The 16,515-nt window shown below is 72.2% G+C and carries 15 protein-coding genes and 1 riboswitch; of the genes, 13 read left to right on the top strand and 2 right to left on the bottom strand.

Translation table 11 applies throughout. From position 1 onward, the window contains the following. Positions 1-79: 79 nt before the first annotated feature. A complete protein-coding gene (locus ACFC8N_RS07425; RefSeq protein WP_376287283.1) occupies positions 80-796 on the bottom strand; it encodes a hypothetical protein in 717 nt (238 codons plus the stop codon). A gap of 191 nt (positions 797-987) precedes the next feature. On the opposite strand from ACFC8N_RS07425, the gene ACFC8N_RS07420 reads away from it, so the two are divergent. The 13 genes from ACFC8N_RS07420 to ACFC8N_RS07360 all read left to right on the top strand — a co-directional run bounded on the left by ACFC8N_RS07420 (position 988) and on the right by ACFC8N_RS07360 (position 15,982). Beyond that, complete coding sequence (locus ACFC8N_RS07420; RefSeq protein ID WP_376287280.1) at positions 988-3,369, top strand: N-6 DNA methylase; 2,382 nt, start codon at positions 988-990, stop codon at positions 3,367-3,369. 128 nt (positions 3,370-3,497) lie between these two features. Further along, positions 3,498-4,133, top strand: a complete 636-nt coding sequence (locus ACFC8N_RS07415; RefSeq protein ID WP_376287277.1) for a hypothetical protein — start codon at positions 3,498-3,500, stop codon at positions 4,131-4,133. Positions 4,134-4,171: 38 nt separating this feature from the next. Continuing rightward, on the top strand, positions 4,172-5,665 hold the full coding sequence (locus tag ACFC8N_RS07410; protein ID WP_356027317.1) for a serine/threonine-protein kinase: 1,494 nt from the start codon (positions 4,172-4,174) through the stop codon (positions 5,663-5,665). A 72-nt stretch (positions 5,666-5,737) separates the two neighbouring features. Then, entirely contained in the window at positions 5,738-6,565 is an 828-nt protein-coding gene (locus tag ACFC8N_RS07405) for a glycoside hydrolase domain-containing protein (protein WP_356027199.1), read from the top strand. 147 nt (positions 6,566-6,712) lie between these two features. Continuing rightward, positions 6,713-7,369, top strand: a complete 657-nt coding sequence (locus ACFC8N_RS07400) for a SurA N-terminal domain-containing protein (protein ID WP_376287722.1) — start codon at positions 6,713-6,715, stop codon at positions 7,367-7,369. A 119-nt stretch (positions 7,370-7,488) separates the two neighbouring features. Then, positions 7,489-8,487, top strand: coding sequence for a nucleoside triphosphate pyrophosphohydrolase (locus ACFC8N_RS07395; protein ID WP_376287274.1), 999 nt, complete (start codon positions 7,489-7,491; stop codon positions 8,485-8,487). 26 nt (positions 8,488-8,513) lie between these two features. After that, positions 8,514-9,836, top strand: coding sequence for a cytochrome P450 (locus tag ACFC8N_RS07390; protein WP_376287271.1), 1,323 nt, complete (start codon positions 8,514-8,516; stop codon positions 9,834-9,836). A 192-nt stretch (positions 9,837-10,028) separates the two neighbouring features. Next, positions 10,029-11,132 (top strand): transglycosylase family protein, encoded by a 1,104-nt coding sequence (locus ACFC8N_RS07385; protein ID WP_376287268.1) that lies wholly within the window; start codon positions 10,029-10,031, stop codon positions 11,130-11,132. 182 nt (positions 11,133-11,314) lie between these two features. Next, positions 11,315-11,489, top strand: a riboswitch (cyclic di-AMP (ydaO/yuaA leader). A 4-nt stretch (positions 11,490-11,493) separates the two neighbouring features. Next, complete coding sequence (locus tag ACFC8N_RS07380; protein WP_376287265.1) at positions 11,494-12,210, top strand: transglycosylase family protein; 717 nt, start codon at positions 11,494-11,496, stop codon at positions 12,208-12,210. Positions 12,211-12,546: 336 nt separating this feature from the next. Then, positions 12,547-13,833, top strand: a complete 1,287-nt coding sequence (gene eno, locus ACFC8N_RS07375) for a phosphopyruvate hydratase (RefSeq protein WP_356027213.1) — start codon at positions 12,547-12,549, stop codon at positions 13,831-13,833. 122 nt (positions 13,834-13,955) lie between these two features. After that, positions 13,956-14,432: a septum formation initiator family protein gene (locus ACFC8N_RS07370; protein ID WP_356027215.1), complete on the top strand. Its 477-nt coding sequence runs from the start codon at positions 13,956-13,958 to the stop codon at positions 14,430-14,432. Between the two features lie 57 nt (positions 14,433-14,489). Then, positions 14,490-15,032, top strand: a complete 543-nt coding sequence (locus ACFC8N_RS07365; RefSeq protein ID WP_376287262.1) for a DUF501 domain-containing protein — start codon at positions 14,490-14,492, stop codon at positions 15,030-15,032. Continuing rightward, positions 15,029-15,982, top strand: coding sequence for an exopolyphosphatase (locus ACFC8N_RS07360; RefSeq protein ID WP_376287259.1), 954 nt, complete (start codon positions 15,029-15,031; stop codon positions 15,980-15,982). Before ACFC8N_RS07365 ends, ACFC8N_RS07360 begins: the two co-directional genes overlap by 4 nt. Positions 15,983-16,060: 78 nt before the next feature. Here ACFC8N_RS07360 and ACFC8N_RS07355 read toward each other — a convergent pair whose 3' ends face one another. Beyond that, positions 16,061-16,267: a hypothetical protein gene (locus ACFC8N_RS07355; protein WP_362821480.1), complete on the bottom strand. Its 207-nt coding sequence runs from the start codon at positions 16,265-16,267 to the stop codon at positions 16,061-16,063. Positions 16,268-16,515: the final 248 nt, after the last annotated feature.

Genomic DNA, 16,515 nt, shown 5'->3' with positions numbered 1-16,515 from the left:
TCCTTCAGGGGATGGGTGGAACAGGGTGAACGGACAATGGAGCGTGTGAGCGGCCGGCGGTGTTACGGGAGGGGCCTGGTCAGGAGGCCTTCTTCCAGTCGCCGCAGCCGGTCGTCTTGAAGTAGGCGTCGCCGGCGCCGATGGTCACGACGGCGGTGCCGGTCACGTTGTCGTTGGCGGTGATCGAGTCCACGCCGTGCTCGGCGTCCTTGGCGCGCTCCCAGTAGCAGGAGCCGTCCTTGTTCCCGGTCGACCGGTAGGTGCCCGGCGCGATGTCCGTGCCGACCTTGAACATGCCCCCGTCGCCGGCCATCGAGGTGGCGGGGGTGCCCTTCGCCCCGGGGCCGACGGCCTCCCAGTCCTTGCAGCCGCTGGATTTGAAGATCTTGTCGGTGGCCTTGACGGTCACGTAACTCGTGCCGCTGACGCTGTCGTTGGCGATCAGGGAGCCGGTCCCGCCCGAGGCGTCCTTGGCGCGCTCCCAGTAGCACATGCCGTCGGTGTTGCCGCGCGTGCGGTACGTGCCCGGCTTCACGTCGGAACCGACCCGGAAGTCACCGTCCCCGGCGAGCGCGGCCTTCTCGGCGCCGGCCTCACCGTCCCCCGTGCTCTTTCCTGAGCCCTTCCCCGAGCCCTTCGTGCCACCGGGTTGGTGCCCGGCGGAGGCGGACGCGTCCTCGCCGTGTCCGCCGAAGCCGTCGCCGCCCTTGCCGTTGCTGCCCGCGTTCGCGGACACGGCGCCGATGACGGCGATCCCCACGACGGCGCCCAGCGCGAGCCTGGCCTTCATGCCCATGGCGAATTCCCCTCCCCAGCGAGGCGGCCTCCCCCTCCGGCGGCCGCTCCGTTCGCTGGGTCAATGAGAGCAGAGGCTGTGAACCGAGTCAACATGATTCATGTGGCTGGTTGTGTACACGGCCGTGAATGCGTCGGTCCTGTCTACGCCGGTATGCTCGGCGCACACACGGTACGAGGGGAGCGGGGCCGGTGCAGGACAACGCGACAGAGGTGACCGCGGCCGGTATCGCCCGGCTCGCCGGAGTGGGCCGCGCCGCCGTCAGCAACTGGCGCCGCCGGCACGCCGACTTCCCCAAGCCGGTCGGCGGCACCGAGACCAGCCCCTCCTTCGCACTCACCGCGGTCGAGGCCTGGCTGCGCAAGCAGGGCAAACTCGCCGAGGTGCCGCTGCGGGAGCGCGTCTGGCAGCAACTGGCCGGCCACCCGGAGGGCCCGCTGACCGCCCTGGTGCACACCGGTTGCGCCCTGCTGCTGATCCACGAGCGCCCGACCGTCTGGCTCGACGCGAGCGCGGGCTCCGACGCACGTCTGGCCGCCGTGCTGACCGGTGCGCTGGAGCAGGTGCTGACCCCGCGCTTCGGCGGAGCGCCGGGGCGGGGGATGCACGGCGGTGGGCGCCGGGACGCCGGGGAGGCTGTGAACGCATCAGGCGAGGCGCGGGCTGTGAACACCTCCCGCGAGACGCCGGGTGTGAACGCGGTCGGCGAGACGCCGGGTGTGAACGCGGTCGGCGAGGTGCCGGGTGTGAACCCTTCTGGAGGTGGGCCGGGTGTGAACGCTGCCGGTGGCGCGCTCGGTGTGAACGCTGCTGGAGGGATGCAGCGTGTCAACGCCTCCCACGACGCACAGGATGTGAACGCCCCGCCGACTGTTCACGGCACGCCCGCCGCTCACGCCGCAGCTCACACCGCCCCTGTTCACACGAGCCCCACCCGTCACGCCGCCCCCGCCGTCCGTATTCCCACCGGCCCCCAGCTCCTCCCCTCCGTCCCGCTCCTGAGGGGCGCCGCCGAGCTGGCCGCGGAGATGGGGGCGCGGCAGGCCTTCGAGTTCCTGCTGGGGCGGCATCTGGACGTCAATCCCCGCCAGTACACCCTCACCCCGGCCGAACTCGCCGGTCTCATGGCCGACCTGGCCGGCCCCGCCCGCACCGTCCTGGACCCGGCCTGCGGCACCGGCGCCCTGCTGTGCGCCGTGGACACCCGCCCCGACCAGGAGCTGTACGCCCAGGACAGCGCACCCGGCCTGGCCGCGCTCACCGCGCTGCGGCTCGCGCTGCGCTCCCGGGCGACCGTGCGCGGCGCCGTCGGTGACACCCTGCGCGCGGACGCCCACCCGGAGCTGCGCGCCGACGCGGTGCTGTGCCATCCGCCGTTCAACGAGCGCAACTGGGGCCATGACGAACTCGCCTACGACCCGCGCTGGGAGTACGGCTTCCCGGCCCGCACGGAGTCCGAACTGGCTTGGGTGCAGCACGCGTTGGCCCGGCTGGCCGACGGCGGCGCGGCCGTGCTGCTGATGCCGCCGGCCGCGGCCTCCCGCCGCTCCGGGCGCCGGATCCGCGCCGACCTGCTGCGCCGGGGGGCGCTGCGGGCCGTGGTCGCGCTGCCGGTCGGGGCGGCACCGCCGTACAACATCCCGCTGCACGTGTGGGTGCTGCGCCGGCCCGACCGGACGCCGGCCGCGCCCGAGGTGCTGCTCGTGGACACCGGGAGGTTCGCGGGGGAGGGGCGCGGCGGTCCGGACTGGGCGGCGGTGCGCGAGGCCGTCCTGGACGCCTGGCGGAGCTTCGAGCGCACCGGCCGGCCGGCGGAGCGGCCGGGGCTCGCGCGGTCCGTGCCGGTCATCGAACTCCTCGACGACGACGTCGACCTCGCGCCCGCACGCCATCTGCCGCCGGCCGCCGTGGCCGACGGGGCGGAGCAGCTCACGGCGGTGCGCGAGCGCCTCGGCGCGACCCTGCGCCTGACCGCCGATCGCACGCCTCCTCCTGCCGTGCCCGCGCCCGGCGTGCGCTGGCCGCTCACCACCGTCGGTGAACTCGCGCGCGGGGGCGCGCTGGTGATGCGCACCGGTGGAAACGGCGGCCACGCGCGCGTGCCGGTACTCACCGACCACGACGTCCTCGCCGGAACCGCACCCTCCGGGACGTTGCCGGAGAGCGAGGAGGAGGCCGTGCTGACCGAGCCGGGCGACGTCGTCGTACCGGTGCTCGGCGGTGGCGCGGTGGCGCGCGTGATCGACGACGCGACGGGAGGCGCCGCCCTGGGGCGCAACCTCGTGCTGCTGCGCCCCGATCGCACGGCGCTCGACCCTTGGTTCCTCGCCGGATTCCTGCGCGGCACCGCGAACAACCGGCAGGCCAGCAGCTACGCCTCCACCGCGACCCGGCTGGACGTGCGCCGGCTCCAGCTGCCCCGGCTCCCGCTGGACGAACAACGGCGCTACGGCGCGCGTTTCCGCGCGCTCGACGAGTTCGAGCGGGCGCTGCGGCTCGCGGGCCGGCTCGGGGAGCAACTCGTGCGCGGGATGTACGACGGGCTGACGGACGGGACGGTGGCGCCGGAGTGACCGTGGCACCGGCCTGAGGGCGCGTGGCGCGGCAACGGTTCGGTACACCCGGAACCGGCTGTCCGTGTCGGCCTATACGCTCGGACTCAGCACACACGTCCGCACGCATCAGGCCTCCAGGAGCAGCCATGCACGGCCACGGCTACGCGCCGCCTCCGCCGCAGCCACCCTCGACCGGGGTGCTGGTCGTGTTGCGCGTGATCTTCGTGGCGGTGGCGCTCCTCAGCCTCGGATTCCTGGCGTGGGTGGCGCCGCTGCGCGCGGCGATCGTGTCGCGAAGGCCCGCCGAGTGGTGGTTCTTCGGCGGTTCCGTGGTGCTCCTCGGCATCTGCTTCGGCCTCTTCAGCACCGACCACACCGACGACTTCAGCTCGCCGAACGGCAACCTGGGCATGAGCATGCTGCTGCTGAACGCCGTCGCCTGCGCGGGCTACTACCTCTACGCGGACATACGCCACTTCCATCGGCTCCGTCGGGCCTACGCCGGGCAGGTGCCGTCGGCGCCGGGCTACGGATACCCGCGGCCCGGGGCACCGTTCATCGCGACGACCACCCCGACCGCCCCGATCACCGCGAGCACGCCGCAACTCCCGTACGCCCCGGCCCCGATACCGCACACCGCCGCGCCCGGGCCGCACATCCCCGCACTGCCCCAGCGCCCGGCGCCCAGCCACATCGAGCAGGTCCGTGCCGAACTGGACGAGCTGAGTGACTACCTGCGCAAGCACGACGGCCGGCCCGACGGGCACGAGGGCGGAAGGTGAGCGTGGCGGCAGGACGAGTCGTCGCCGGCCGGTACGAACTGTCCACGCTCATCGGGCAGGGCGGCATGGGCCAGGTGTGGACGGCGTACGACCGGCGGCTCGACCGGCGCGTGGCGGTGAAGCTGCTGCGCCCCGACAAGGTGGCGGGCCAGGAGGCGGACGAGCTGCGCCGCCGGTTCCTGCGCGAGTGCCGGGTGACCGCGCAGGTCGACCACCCCGGCCTGGTCACGGTGCACGACGCGGGCAGCGAGGGCGAGGAGCTGTTCCTCGTCATGCAGTACGTCGACGGCGCCGACCTGTCCGACCACCTCGCCGAGCACGACCCGTACCCGTGGCCGTGGGCGGTCGCGGTGGCCGCGCAACTGTGCGCCGTACTGAGCGCCGTGCACGCCGTGCCGATCGTCCACCGCGACCTCAAGCCGCGCAACGTGATGGTGAAGCAGGACGGCACGGTCACCGTGCTCGACCTGGGCGTGGCCTCGGTCATGGACACCGACACCACGCGCCTGACCCACACCGGCTCCCCGATCGGCTCGCCCGCCTACATGGCGCCGGAGCAGGCGATGGGCGGCGCGGTGGGCCCGTACACCGACCTGTACGCGCTCGGGGTGCTGCTGCACGAACTGCTCAGCGGGGACGTGCCGTTCGCGGGTTCCACGGCGCTGGGCGTGCTGCACCGGCATCTGTACGAGCCCCCGCAGCCCGTGCGCCGGATCCGCCCCGAGGTCCCCGAGGCGCTGGAGACGCTCGTCCTGCGGCTGCTCGCCAAGGACCCCCAGCACCGGCCGGGCTCCGCCCAGGAGGTGTACGAGGACCTGGCGCCGCTCCTGCCCGCGCGGGGGACGCCCACCGGGGCGCCCCTGGACCCCACCCGCCCGTTCCTGCGCCCGCACGCCCCCTGGCCGGACCGCGCGCGGACGCCCGCGCCCCAGCCCGCCCCCGTCGCGCCGGTGCCCCCGGTGGACGGGAAGCCCGATGTCGCCGCGGCCGTGGACGAGGTCAAGCGGCTGCTGGGGGAGGGGCGCATCACCCAGGCCGTGGACATCCTGGGCGCGATCCTGCCCGCGGCCGCCGCACAGCACGGGGAGCACTCCCCGGTCGTGCGCTCCCTGCGCAAGCAGTACGCGGCCACGCTCATGGACGACGGCCAGTACCGGCGCGCGCTGCCCGAACTGCGCCGCCTGGCCGCCGAGCGCGCCGCCGAGGCCGGCCAGGCCGACCCGCAGTCGCTGCGCTACCGCTACGAGTCGGCGCAGTGCCTGGAACAGCTCGGCGAACCGGCCGCGGCGCTCGCCGAGTACCGCGCGCTGCTGCCGTACTACGAGAACCAGTACGTCTCCGGCGACCCCCAGCTCGCGCACGAGGTGCGCCGGCGCATCGGCCATCTCCTGCTCGCGCTCGGCGACCGGCCCTCCGCCCACGACACGCTCGCGCGCCTGCTGATGGACGTGGAGCGGCTGCACGGCCCCGGCCACCCGATGGCCCTGGAGATCCGGCGCACCCTGCAATGGCTGGGCCAGGTGCGCGGCTAGCGGGGGCAGTTGATACCTTGCGCTTCGCTCTGCCGGGTGAGGCAGGGGCGACACACGCAAGGGGTGGGGATCATGGCCGGTCACCGGCAGTCGAAGAAGCGCAGATACATCACGTGGGCGGCGGTCGGCGCCGCCGTGGTCGCCGGGGCCGGGATCGCCGCGCAGACCTCCATGGCCGCGACCGTCTGGCCGGCGCAGAAGACGTTCACCGGGCGCGCGTTCGACACGTGCACCGCGCCCTCGCTGTCCGCGATGAAGGCCTGGCACACCGGCTTCTACGGCGCCGCCGCCGTGTACGTGGGCGGCAGGAACCGCGGCTGCGCCCAGCCCAACCTCACCGCCTCCTGGGTGAAGTCGGTCGACTCCCTCGGCTGGAAACTCGTCCCGCTCTACGTCGGCGCCCAGCCGCCCTGCCAGTCCGGCTCCAACCCGGAGAAGCTGACCGCGTCGACGGCCGCCTCCCTGGGCACGCAGGACGCCGCCGACGCCGTGGCCAAGGCCTCCGCGCTCGGCATGAAGGCGGGCAGCCCGGTCTACCTCGACATGGAGGCGTACGACACCACGAACACGGCGTGCAACGACGCCGTGCTGACGTATGTGCGCGCCTTCGACAAGGGGCTGCGCGCGAAGACGTACCGCAGCGGCTACTACGGCTTCAGCAGCTCCAGCGCCAAGGCGATCGCGACCGCCAAGGACAGGACGGACCTGCCGGGCAACCTCTGGTACGCGCTGTGGGACAAGCAGAACACGACGACCGCGGACTGGCCGTGGGGGACGAGCCAGTTCACGAACCACAGCCGCGGCCATCAGTACATGGTCAACAGCAAGGAGACGCACGGCGGCGTCACCCTCACCGTCGACCGCGACGCGTGGGACGCGCCCGTGGCCGTCGTCGGCTGAGCCCTGCGGCGTAAGAGGCGCGTGCGGCGGTGCCCGAAGCGCGCGTGAATCGTTGGTCCCATGGGTTGGCCCCGGCCCTCCCACTGCCTACCATCGATCACCGCAAGACTTTGTGCTCCGTCGCACAATCTCCCCTTGGAGGTTTCCTTGCACCGCCGCCGTCGCACCGCGCTCGTCCTCACCGCCGCGATCGCCGCCGCGGCACCCCTGCTGACCGCCTGCGGAAGCGATGCGCACCCGGGCGCCGCGGCCGTCGTCGGCGGACAGCGGATCACCGTCTCCCAGCTGGAGAACCGGGTCGACGAGGTCCGCAGGGCACAGCGGGCCGCGGTGCCCGACGAGGCCCAGTACCAGCAGGTCCTCGCCTCCACCAGCAGCCTCACCCGCGACACCCTGCACAACATGGTCCTCGACCAGGTGCTGCACCGCGCCGCGCAGGACCAGGGCGTCTCGGTGACCCGCCACGAGGTCGAGCAGATGCGTACGAGCCTGGAGCAGCAGGCGGGCGGCGCCACGGCGCTGGAGACGGCCTGGCTGCAGAAGTACGGCATCGCCCCGGCCCGCCTCGACGACAACCTCCGGCTCCAGCTGGAGGCGCAGAAGCTGGCCAAGCAGCTGGGCACCGACACCAGCCAGCCCGCCTTCTGGAAGGCGCTGTCCAAGGCGTCCCAGGAACTGCGCATCGACCTCAACCCGCGCTACGGCACCTGGGACATGCAGAAGAGCAGCCGCGTGGACGCCAGGACACCCTGGGTGCGGGAGGTCACGACGGGCGCCGGGGGCGGAGAGCCGGTGACGGCGTAGTACGGCCCTGCGGCCCACGGACGTCTGCGCGTCGGTGTGTCGGTCATACGATCACACGACTCTCCCCTGCCTGTGGACAACCGAATCCGCTCGTCGGCGCCGTGGGCTACGTTCGGATCGTGAACGCATCCAGCTCCGACCTCGCCCCCACGGCCGGCCCCGGCCGCACCGTCCTGCTCACCACCAGCCACCGCGTCGCCCCCGGCCTGCTGTCCTGGCCCGCCTGGCAGGCGCTGCGCGCGGCCGACACCGTGCTGTGCGCGGACGGCGCGCACCCGCAGCTGCCGTATCTGCGCGAGGCCGGGATATCGGTGATCGAGGCGTCCCCGACCGCGCAGGAGCTGGTCGACGCGTGCGCCGGCGGGCGGACGGTCGTGGTCGTGGCCACCGGCGAGGGCGAGCCCGCGCTCACCGACGGCCTGGCCCGGCTGGCCGGCTCCGGCCGGGTCGCCATGCCGGAGCTGGAGCTGCTGCCCGCCTCCTACGACCTGCCCGGCGCCCGCCTGCTCGACCTGGTGCAGGTCATGGACCGGATCCGCGTCGAATGCCCCTGGTCCTCCCGGCAGACCCACGAGGGCCTCGCCAAGTACGGCATCGAGGAGGCGTACGAACTGGTCGAGGCGATCGAGGCCGGCGACCGCGAGGAGTTGCGCGAGGAGCTGGGCGACGTCCTCCTCCAGGTCGTCTTCCACTCCCGGATCGCCGAGGAGCACCCGGACGCGCCGTTCTCCGTCGACGACGTGGCCGGCGGCATCGTCACCAAGCTCATCCACCGCCACCCGCACGTCTTCGGCGACGAGAAGGCCGAGACCCCGGAGGACGTCAAGGAGCACTGGCTGCGCACCAAGGCCGAGGAGAAGCGGCGCACCTCGGTCACGGAGGGCGTCCCGCTCGGCCAGCCCGGCCTGGCCCTCGCCGCCAAGCTCGCCTCCCGCGCCCGTACGGCGGGCCTGGACGTCCCCCTCCCGCGCGGCGAGGGCGTCGGCTACGACCTGCTCGGCCTGGCGGTCCGTGCCGAGGCGGCCGGCGTGGACCCGGAGGCGGCCCTGCGCGCGGCGGCGCGGGTGTACCGGGACGCGATACTCCGGGCGGAGGGCACGGCACCGGAGCAGGGGTGACGGGCGGGTCCGGATACCGTCGAGGGGTGACCGACCAGCACCACCCCTCGCCCGCCCCCGGCGCGCCCGGCGTTCCCGAGCTGTTCTCCTGGGAGTTCGCCACCGATCCGTACCCGGCGTACGCCTGGCTGCGGGAGCACGCCCCCGTGCACCGGACGCGATTGCCCAGCGGGGTCGAGGCGTGGCTGGTCACGCGGTACGCCGACGCCCGGCAGGCCCTCGCCGACCAGCGGCTGAGCAAGAACCCGGCCCATCACGACGAGCCCGCGCACGCCAAGGGCAAGACCGGTATCCCCGGCGAGCGCAAGGCCGAGCTGATGACACATCTGCTGAACATCGACCCGCCGGACCACACCCGGCTGCGCCGGCTGGTCAGCAAGGCGTTCACACCCCGCCGTGTCGCCGAGTTCGCGCACCGGGTGCAGGAGCTGACCGACCAGCTCATCGACCGCTTCGCGGAAAGGGGGTCCGCCGACCTCATCCACGAGTTCGCCTTCCCCCTGCCCATCTACGCCATCTGCGACATGCTCGGCGTCCCGCGCGAGGACCAGGACGACTTCCGGGACTGGGCGGGGATGATGATCCGGCACGGCGGAGGCCCGCGCGGCGGGGTCGCGCGGTCGGTCAAGAAGATGCGCGGCTACCTCGCCGAGCTGATCCACAAGAAGCGCGAGGCGCTGCCCGCCGAGCCCGCGCCCGGCGAGGACCTGATCTCCGGCCTCATCCGCGCCTCCGACCACGGCGAGCACCTCACCGAGAACGAGGCCGCCGCCATGGCCTTCATCCTCCTGTTCGCCGGTTTCGAGACCACGGTGAACCTGATCGGCAACGGCACCTACGCCCTGCTCACCCACCCCGGGCAGCGCCGGCGGCTCCAGGACTCCCTGGCGCGCGGGGAGCGGGACCTGCTGGAGACCGGTATCGAGGAACTGCTGCGCTACGACGGCCCGGTGGAGCTGGCCACCTGGCGGTTCGCCACCGAGCCGCTCGTCATCGGAGGGCAGGACATCGCGCCCGGCGACCCGGTGCTCGTGGTGCTCGCGGCGGCCGACCGGGACCCGGAGCGGTTCGCCGAGCCGGACGTGCTGGACCTCTCCCGCCGGGACAACCAGCACCTCGGCTACGGCCACGGCATCCACTACTGCCTCGGCGCGCCGCTCGCCCGCCTGGAGGGCCAGAGCGCGCTCGCCACCCTGTTCACCCGGCTGCCCGACCTGCGGCTCGCCGCTGATCCGGCCGAGCTGCGCTGGCGCGGCGGGCTCATCATGCGGGGGCTGCGCACCCTGCCGGTCGAGTTCACCCCGGTCCCCGCCGGCGGGGGAACCGCCGCTGCCGCACAAGCGTCGTAGGGGTGGGCGAAACCGGCGTAACGGCCTCGTGGGAAACGAAACATGACAGGGATTCAACCCTGTGATCTTCACGTGATCTGCGCGGCATTAACTTGTGACAAGTGATCGTGTGCCGATACGTTCACCCATCAGCGTGGCGACCGGCACCGTCCGCCGCCGCGCCGGTCCTGCTGTCGCACGAAAGGCTTCCGCATGCTCACCGGGAACGGTCGTCACCGTCGCCCCCGTCAGGCTCCGGCCCTCCTCGTCGCGGCCGGCGTGACCGGCTCCGCCATCGCCATCCCGCTGCTCGGCGCCGCGAGCGCCCACGCGGCCGACGGCACCACGTGGGACAAGGTCGCCGAGTGCGAGAGCGGCGGCTCCTGGAGCCAGAACAGCGGCAACGGGTACTACGGCGGTCTCCAGATATCGCAGGACGACTGGGACAAGTACGGCGGCACGCAGTACGCCGACAGCGCCGACCAGGCCAGCCGCAACCAGCAGATCGCCGTCGCCGAGAAGATCCTCGCCGACCAGGGCACCAAGCCGTGGACCATGTGCGCGCTGACCGCCGGGCTGACCTCCAACTCGGGTTCGGTCGAGGTCGACACGGGCGTCGGGAACTCCGGGAGCGGCAAGAGCTCGGGTGGCGACTCCGGATCGACGAACGGTTCCGACTCGTCCGGTCTGTCGGACTCGTCCGGGTCCGACTCGGGTTCCGGGGACGGGTCGGGCGCCCACTCCGGCTCGAAGTCCGGCTCCGGCGCGGACGCTTCCTCGGATGCCGGTGCCACGCCCGGACCGAGCGCGAGTGACGGGGGTGGCAAGGAGTCGGGCGCGTCGCACGGCTCCAAGGGTGCAGGCAGCCACAAGTCCGACAAGGGCGACAAGGCGGGCACATCCGGTTCCGGTGGCTCCATCGGGTCCTCCGGTGGCGGAGGCGCGCAGGGCGGCGACAGCTCGCCCAGCGCCACCCCCGGGACCGACGAGTCGGACAATTACCCGCAGAGCACCGGTTCCTGGAGCCTCGTCGACACGGGAGCGCTCAGCAGTGGCGGACGTCACCGCGGCGGAAGTGCGGACGAAAACGTGACAAACGGTCAGGATGCCGCGTCCTCGGGCCGCCACGCGGGCCACCGGACGAACACCTATACGGTCCGTGAGGGCGACACGCTCGCCTCCATCGCTGGCTCTCTCGGTGTCGACGGCGGATGGCGCGCGCTCTATGACGGCAACAAGAAGGTGATAGGGGCCGACCCGAACCAGATCACCGCCGGTCAGACCCTGGAAGTCGGTAACGAAAAGGACGCGGAGTAAGGCGAGTTGGCGCCCCGCTTGATCGCTAATGTCCGTTTTGGCGAAAGTGTGGGATGAGTCTCAGAAGCCCTGATCGTCTTTGAAATTCCGTCGATCGCCTGTCTACGGTCAGGACCGCTCGTCACCACGAGCCCCGGCTGCCGCAACGCCGAATCCTGCCAGCGGCCGTCCGGGAACAGTCGTCGCGTCAAGCGCCGTAGGCAGGAGCGGGGGACCCAAGGTAGGCGCTGGAACCGGCAGTTGACGCCGGATCCGGCTTGGGGTGAAGCCGCAGGCCCGCGACAGCGGGCGTGCGGCCGGGCAACTCAACCGGCCCGAACCCGACAGCTCACCTCGCAGGCGTCGGTGAGGGGATCGATCCATGCTGTTTTCCGGCAAGGGCAAGCACCGTCGTCCGTCCAAGGCCGTCCGCGTCGTCGCGCTGGCCGGTGTCACCGGTGCCGCCGTCGCCGCCCCGCTGATGGCGGCCGGCAACGCCTCCGCCGCCACCGCCTCCGAGTGGGACGCGGTCGCCCAGTGCGAGTCGGGTGGCAACTGGTCCATCAGCACCGGCAACGGCTTCTACGGCGGCCTCCAGTTCTCCGCCTCCACCTGGGCCGCGTACGGCGGCACCGCCTACGCCTCGACCGCCAACCAGGCCACCAAGGCGCAGCAGATCGCCGTCGCCGAGAAGGTCCTCGCCTCGCAGGGCAAGGGTGCCTGGCCGGTCTGCGGCACGGGCCTGTCCTCCGCCCCGTACAACGGCTCCGCCCCGAGCACCGGCTCCGGCTCCACCGGCAGCGGCTCGGCGGGCAGCGGTTCCTCCGGCAGCGCCACCACCCGCTCCGCCGACCAGCAGGCCGCCACCCGCTCCACCGAGCGCACGGCCCCGAAGGCGAGCAAGACCGTCACCACCCCGACCGGCAAGAAGGTCAAGAAGGGCGACGGCGAGTACAAGGTCGTCAAGGGCGACACCCTCAGCTCCATCGCCGAGAAGCACCACGTCGCCGGCGGCTGGCAGAAGCTGTTCCAGCTGAACAAGGACATCGTCGACAACGCCGACCTCATCTTCCCCGGTCAGCAGCTGCACCTGAAGTGACATCCGGCTCCGGCCGGACGCACAGCGCCCTCACATCCCCACCCCCCACACCGAGGACCCCGTGAGGGTCACCCCCGTCCCCACGGGCTCCCCGTCCCGGCGCGTGTTCCCCCGTACGCGCCGGGACGGGGCTTTCTGTTTCCCCGCTCTTCAGCCGGGCCTCATCGACAGCCCCCTTTGTTCCGAGGGTGAACAATGGGTACCGTCTGCATGTCCCACCGCGTTCACGGGGCGGTCGGTCGCGGGCCGATCCCCCGGAGACGGTTAGGCTCTAGTCGCACGGCGCAGCCGCAAGGCACACCGCCCCGCACTTCCAGCGTCACATCCAAGAAGGAGATGCTCGTGCCGTCCATCGACGTCGTCGTAGCCCGGGAAATCCTGGACTCCCGAGGCAACCCCACGGTCGAGGTCGAGGTCGGCCTCGACGACGGCAGCACGGGTCGTGCCGCCGTTCCGTCGGGCGCCTCGACCGGTGCCTTCGAGGCCATCGAGCTGCGCGACGGTGACCCGAACCGCTACCAGGGCAAGGGCGTCGAGAAGGCCGTCCTCGCCGTCATCGAGCAGATCGGCCCGGAGCTGGTCGGCTACGACGCCACCGAGCAGCGCCTGATCGACCAGGCCATGTTCGACCTGGACGCCACCGACAACAAGGGCTCCCTCGGCGCCAACGCCATCCTCGGCGTCTCCCTCGCCGTCGCCCACGCCGCCTCCGAGGCCAGCGACCTGCCGCTGTTCCGCTACCTGGGCGGCCCGAACGCGCACCTGCTGCCGGTGCCGATGATGAACATCCTCAACGGCGGCTCGCACGCGGACTCCAACGTGGACATCCAGGAGTTCATGATCGCTCCGATCGGCGCGGAGTCCTTCTCCGAGGCGCTGCGCTGGGGCGCGGAGGTCTACCACACGCTGAAGAAGGTCCTGAAGTCCAAGGGCCTGTCCACCGGCCTGGGCGACGAGGGCGGCTTCGCCCCGAACCTGGAGTCGAACCGCGCCGCCCTCGACCTCATCCTGGAGGCGATCAAGGAGGCCGGTTACGTCCCCGGCCAGCAGATCGCCCTCGCGCTCGACGTCGCCGCCTCCGAGTTCTACAAGGACGGCAAGTACCTCTTCGAGGGCAAGGAGCGCTCCGCCGCCGAGATGACGGAGTACTACGAGGAGCTCGTCTCCGCGTACCCGCTCGTCTCCATCGAGGACCCGCTGTTCGAGGACGACTGGGCCGGCTGGAAGGTCATCACCGACCGCCTCGGCGACAAGGTCCAGCTCGTCGGCGACGACCTGTTCGTCACCAACCCCGAGCGCCTCGCCCGCGGCATCGAGGAGGGCACCGCCAACGCCCTGCTGGTCAAGGTCAACCAGATCGGCTCGCTGACCGAGACCCTGGACGCCGTCGAGCTGGCCCAGCGCAGCGGCTTCAAGTGCATGATGTCGCACCGCTCCGGCGAGACCGAGGACGTCACCATCGCCGACCTGGCCGTCGCCACCAACTGCGGCCAGATCAAGACCGGCGCCCCGGCCCGCTCCGAGCGCGTCGCCAAGTACAACCAGCTGCTGCGCATCGAGGAGATCCTCGACGACGCCGCGGTGTACGCGGGCCGCTCCGCCTTCCCGCGCTTCAAGGGCTGAGCCGTTAAGAGGTAAGTCCTAGCCAGTCGTACGTACGTCCCCGTACCGGTCCCGTACCGTGTCCGGGGACGTACGCACGTGTGAGGCGTGCCAGGCACAGCGCAAGGGGAGGCGAGAGCCAGATGGCCGCGAGGGACCGGGACCGTTTCTCCACCGCGACCAGGCTGCGGCTGCTCGGCGAGCAGACGGCGGCCCGGGTCTACCGCTCCCAGACCAAGCGGCAGGCCCGCCGCTCCCGGCTCACCGGGCGCGCGGCGCTGCTCGTGCTGGTGCTGTGCACGATGATCGTCGCGCTCGCGTACCCGATGCGCCAGTACGTCTCCCAGCGCGCGCAGATCTCCGACCTCCAGCGCCAGAAGCAACAGGCCGAGCAGCGCGTCGAGCAGCTGCGCGACCTCAAGGCACGCTGGCAGGACGACGCCTACGCCGAGCAGGAGATCCGGCGGCGGCTGCATTATGTGATGCCGGGGGAGACCGGGTACACGGTCGTCGATCCCGGTATGGCCAAGCAGTCCCGCGCCGACCTGAAGGCCGCCCAGCGGCCCTGGTACGCCAACGTCTGGGACGGGGTCGACAAGTCCGACGCCTCCGACCAGTGAACCGACAGCACGCCCCGATCCACCGCCCCTTCTGAGAAAGCCGCTCTGAAAGCAGTCATGGAAACCCCTCCGCCGCCCACTTCGCGCACCGAGCCCACCGACGCGGACGTCGAGGCCTTCAAGCAGCAGCTGGGCCGCCCGCCGCGGGGTCTGCGGGCCATCGCGCACCGCTGCCCGTGCGGCCAGCCGGACGTCGTGGAGACGGCGCCGCGGCTGCCCGACGGCACGCCCTTCCCGACGCTGTACTACCTGACGTGCCCGAAGGCGTCCTCCGCCATCGGCACGCTGGAGGCCAACGGCGTGATGAAGGAGATGACCGAGCGCCTGGCGGCCGACCCGGAACTGGCCGCCGCCTACCGGGCCGCGCACGAGGACTACATCCGGCGCCGGGACGAGATCGAGGAGCTGAAGGGCTTCCCGAGCGCGGGCGGCATGCCGGACCGGGTCAAGTGCCTGCACGTCCTGGTGGCCCACTCGCTGGCCGCCGGCCCGGGCGTGAACCCGCTCGGCGACGAGGCGCTGGCGATGCTGCCGGAGTGGTGGCGCAAGGGCGCGTGCGTGACGCCCACCGAGGCCACCACCGAGGGGGACGAGAAGTGACGCGTGTCGCCGCCATCGACTGCGGGACCAACTCCATCCGGCTGCTGGTCGCGGACTGCGACCCGGCCACGGGTGAACTGGTCGACCTGGACCGCCGGATGACCATCGTGCGGCTCGGCCAGGGCGTCGACCGCACCGGGCGGCTCGCGCCCGAGGCGCTGGAGCGGACCTTCGCGGCCTGCCGCGAGTACGCCGCGATCATCAAGGAGCACGGCGCCGAGAAGCTCCGCTTCGTCGCCACCTCCGCCTCCCGCGACGCCGAGAACCGCGACGAGTTCGTGCGCGGTGTGCTGGACATCCTCGGGGTCGAACCGGAGGTGATCACCGGCGACCAGGAGGCCGAGTTCTCCTTCACCGGTGCCACGAAGGAGCTGACCGGCCGCGCCGACCTGGCCCGGCCGTACCTGGTCGTGGACATCGGCGGCGGCTCCACCGAGTTCGTCGTCGGCGAGGAGCACGTGCGGGCCGCGCGCTCGGTCGACGTCGGCTGTGTGCGGATGACGGAGCGGCACCTGGTGCACGGCGGCGAGGTCTCCGACCCGCCCTCCGCGGCCCGGATCGCCGCCATGAGGGCCGACATCGAGGCCGCCCTGGACCTCGCCGAACAGAGCGTCCCGCTGCGCGAGGCGCACACCCTGGTGGGTCTCGCCGGGTCCGTCACCAGCGTCTCGGCCATCGCCCAGGACCTGCCGGAGTACGACTCCGCGCTCATCCACCACTCCCGGGTCTCCTACGACCGCGTCCGCGAGATCACCGAGTCGCTGCTGCGCTCCACGCACGCCGAGCGCGCCGCGATCCCGTCCCTGCACCCGGGCCGGGTCGACGTCATCGGCGCGGGCGCCCTCGTCCTGCTCGCGATCATGGAGCGGATCGGCGCCGGGGAGGTCGTGGTGAGCGAGCACGACATCCTCGACGGCATCGCGTGGGCGGTGGCGGAGGAGCTTCGCTAGTGCCGCGGTGACGCGGAGCGGCCCCGGTTCCGCAGGGGGAGGAACCAGGGCCGTCGCCTCGGTCACGGGGGATGACCGTCAGGCGCAGAGGATGCCGATGAGAGCGTGGCATCCGTGCCCGCCGGCCGGGGCGGCCGCCTGGACGGTGGTGAGGTGGGAGGCGGGTGTCGCCGCCACGGCGGATGCGGCCGTCGCCGTCCCCGCGGCGAGTGCGACACCCAGGACCGCGCTGATCGCGCTTATACGTTTGGCGGCCTTACGGGAGGCCTTCGGTGAAGTGTTCATGTTTGGCACGCTAGGGGAGCTTCGGCCGGCTCTCGCGCGGTGCGTGGCTGACGGGTGAACGGCCGGGCGACCGGGTGACGCGCTGTTGCGCGGCTCTCTTTTATTACTCCCCGGTAGCCTTCTGCTGAGCAGGTCGGATAACGTTTGAGCGGCTTCCCGGGGGTCTTCCGGGCCCCTCGGTGACGTGCCGTCGGAAAACTTCGTGAAGTTCTTCACAAGGAATTGGGCCCGGTCGGGGCGCGCAAGGG

It is taken from the genome of Streptomyces sp. NPDC055966, assembly GCF_042269865.1.
Taxonomy (GTDB): Bacteria; Actinomycetota; Actinomycetes; order Streptomycetales; family Streptomycetaceae; genus Streptomyces.
The sequence above is the reverse complement of the archived record's forward strand: the minus strand, read 5'-3'. Positions and strand labels throughout refer to the sequence as shown.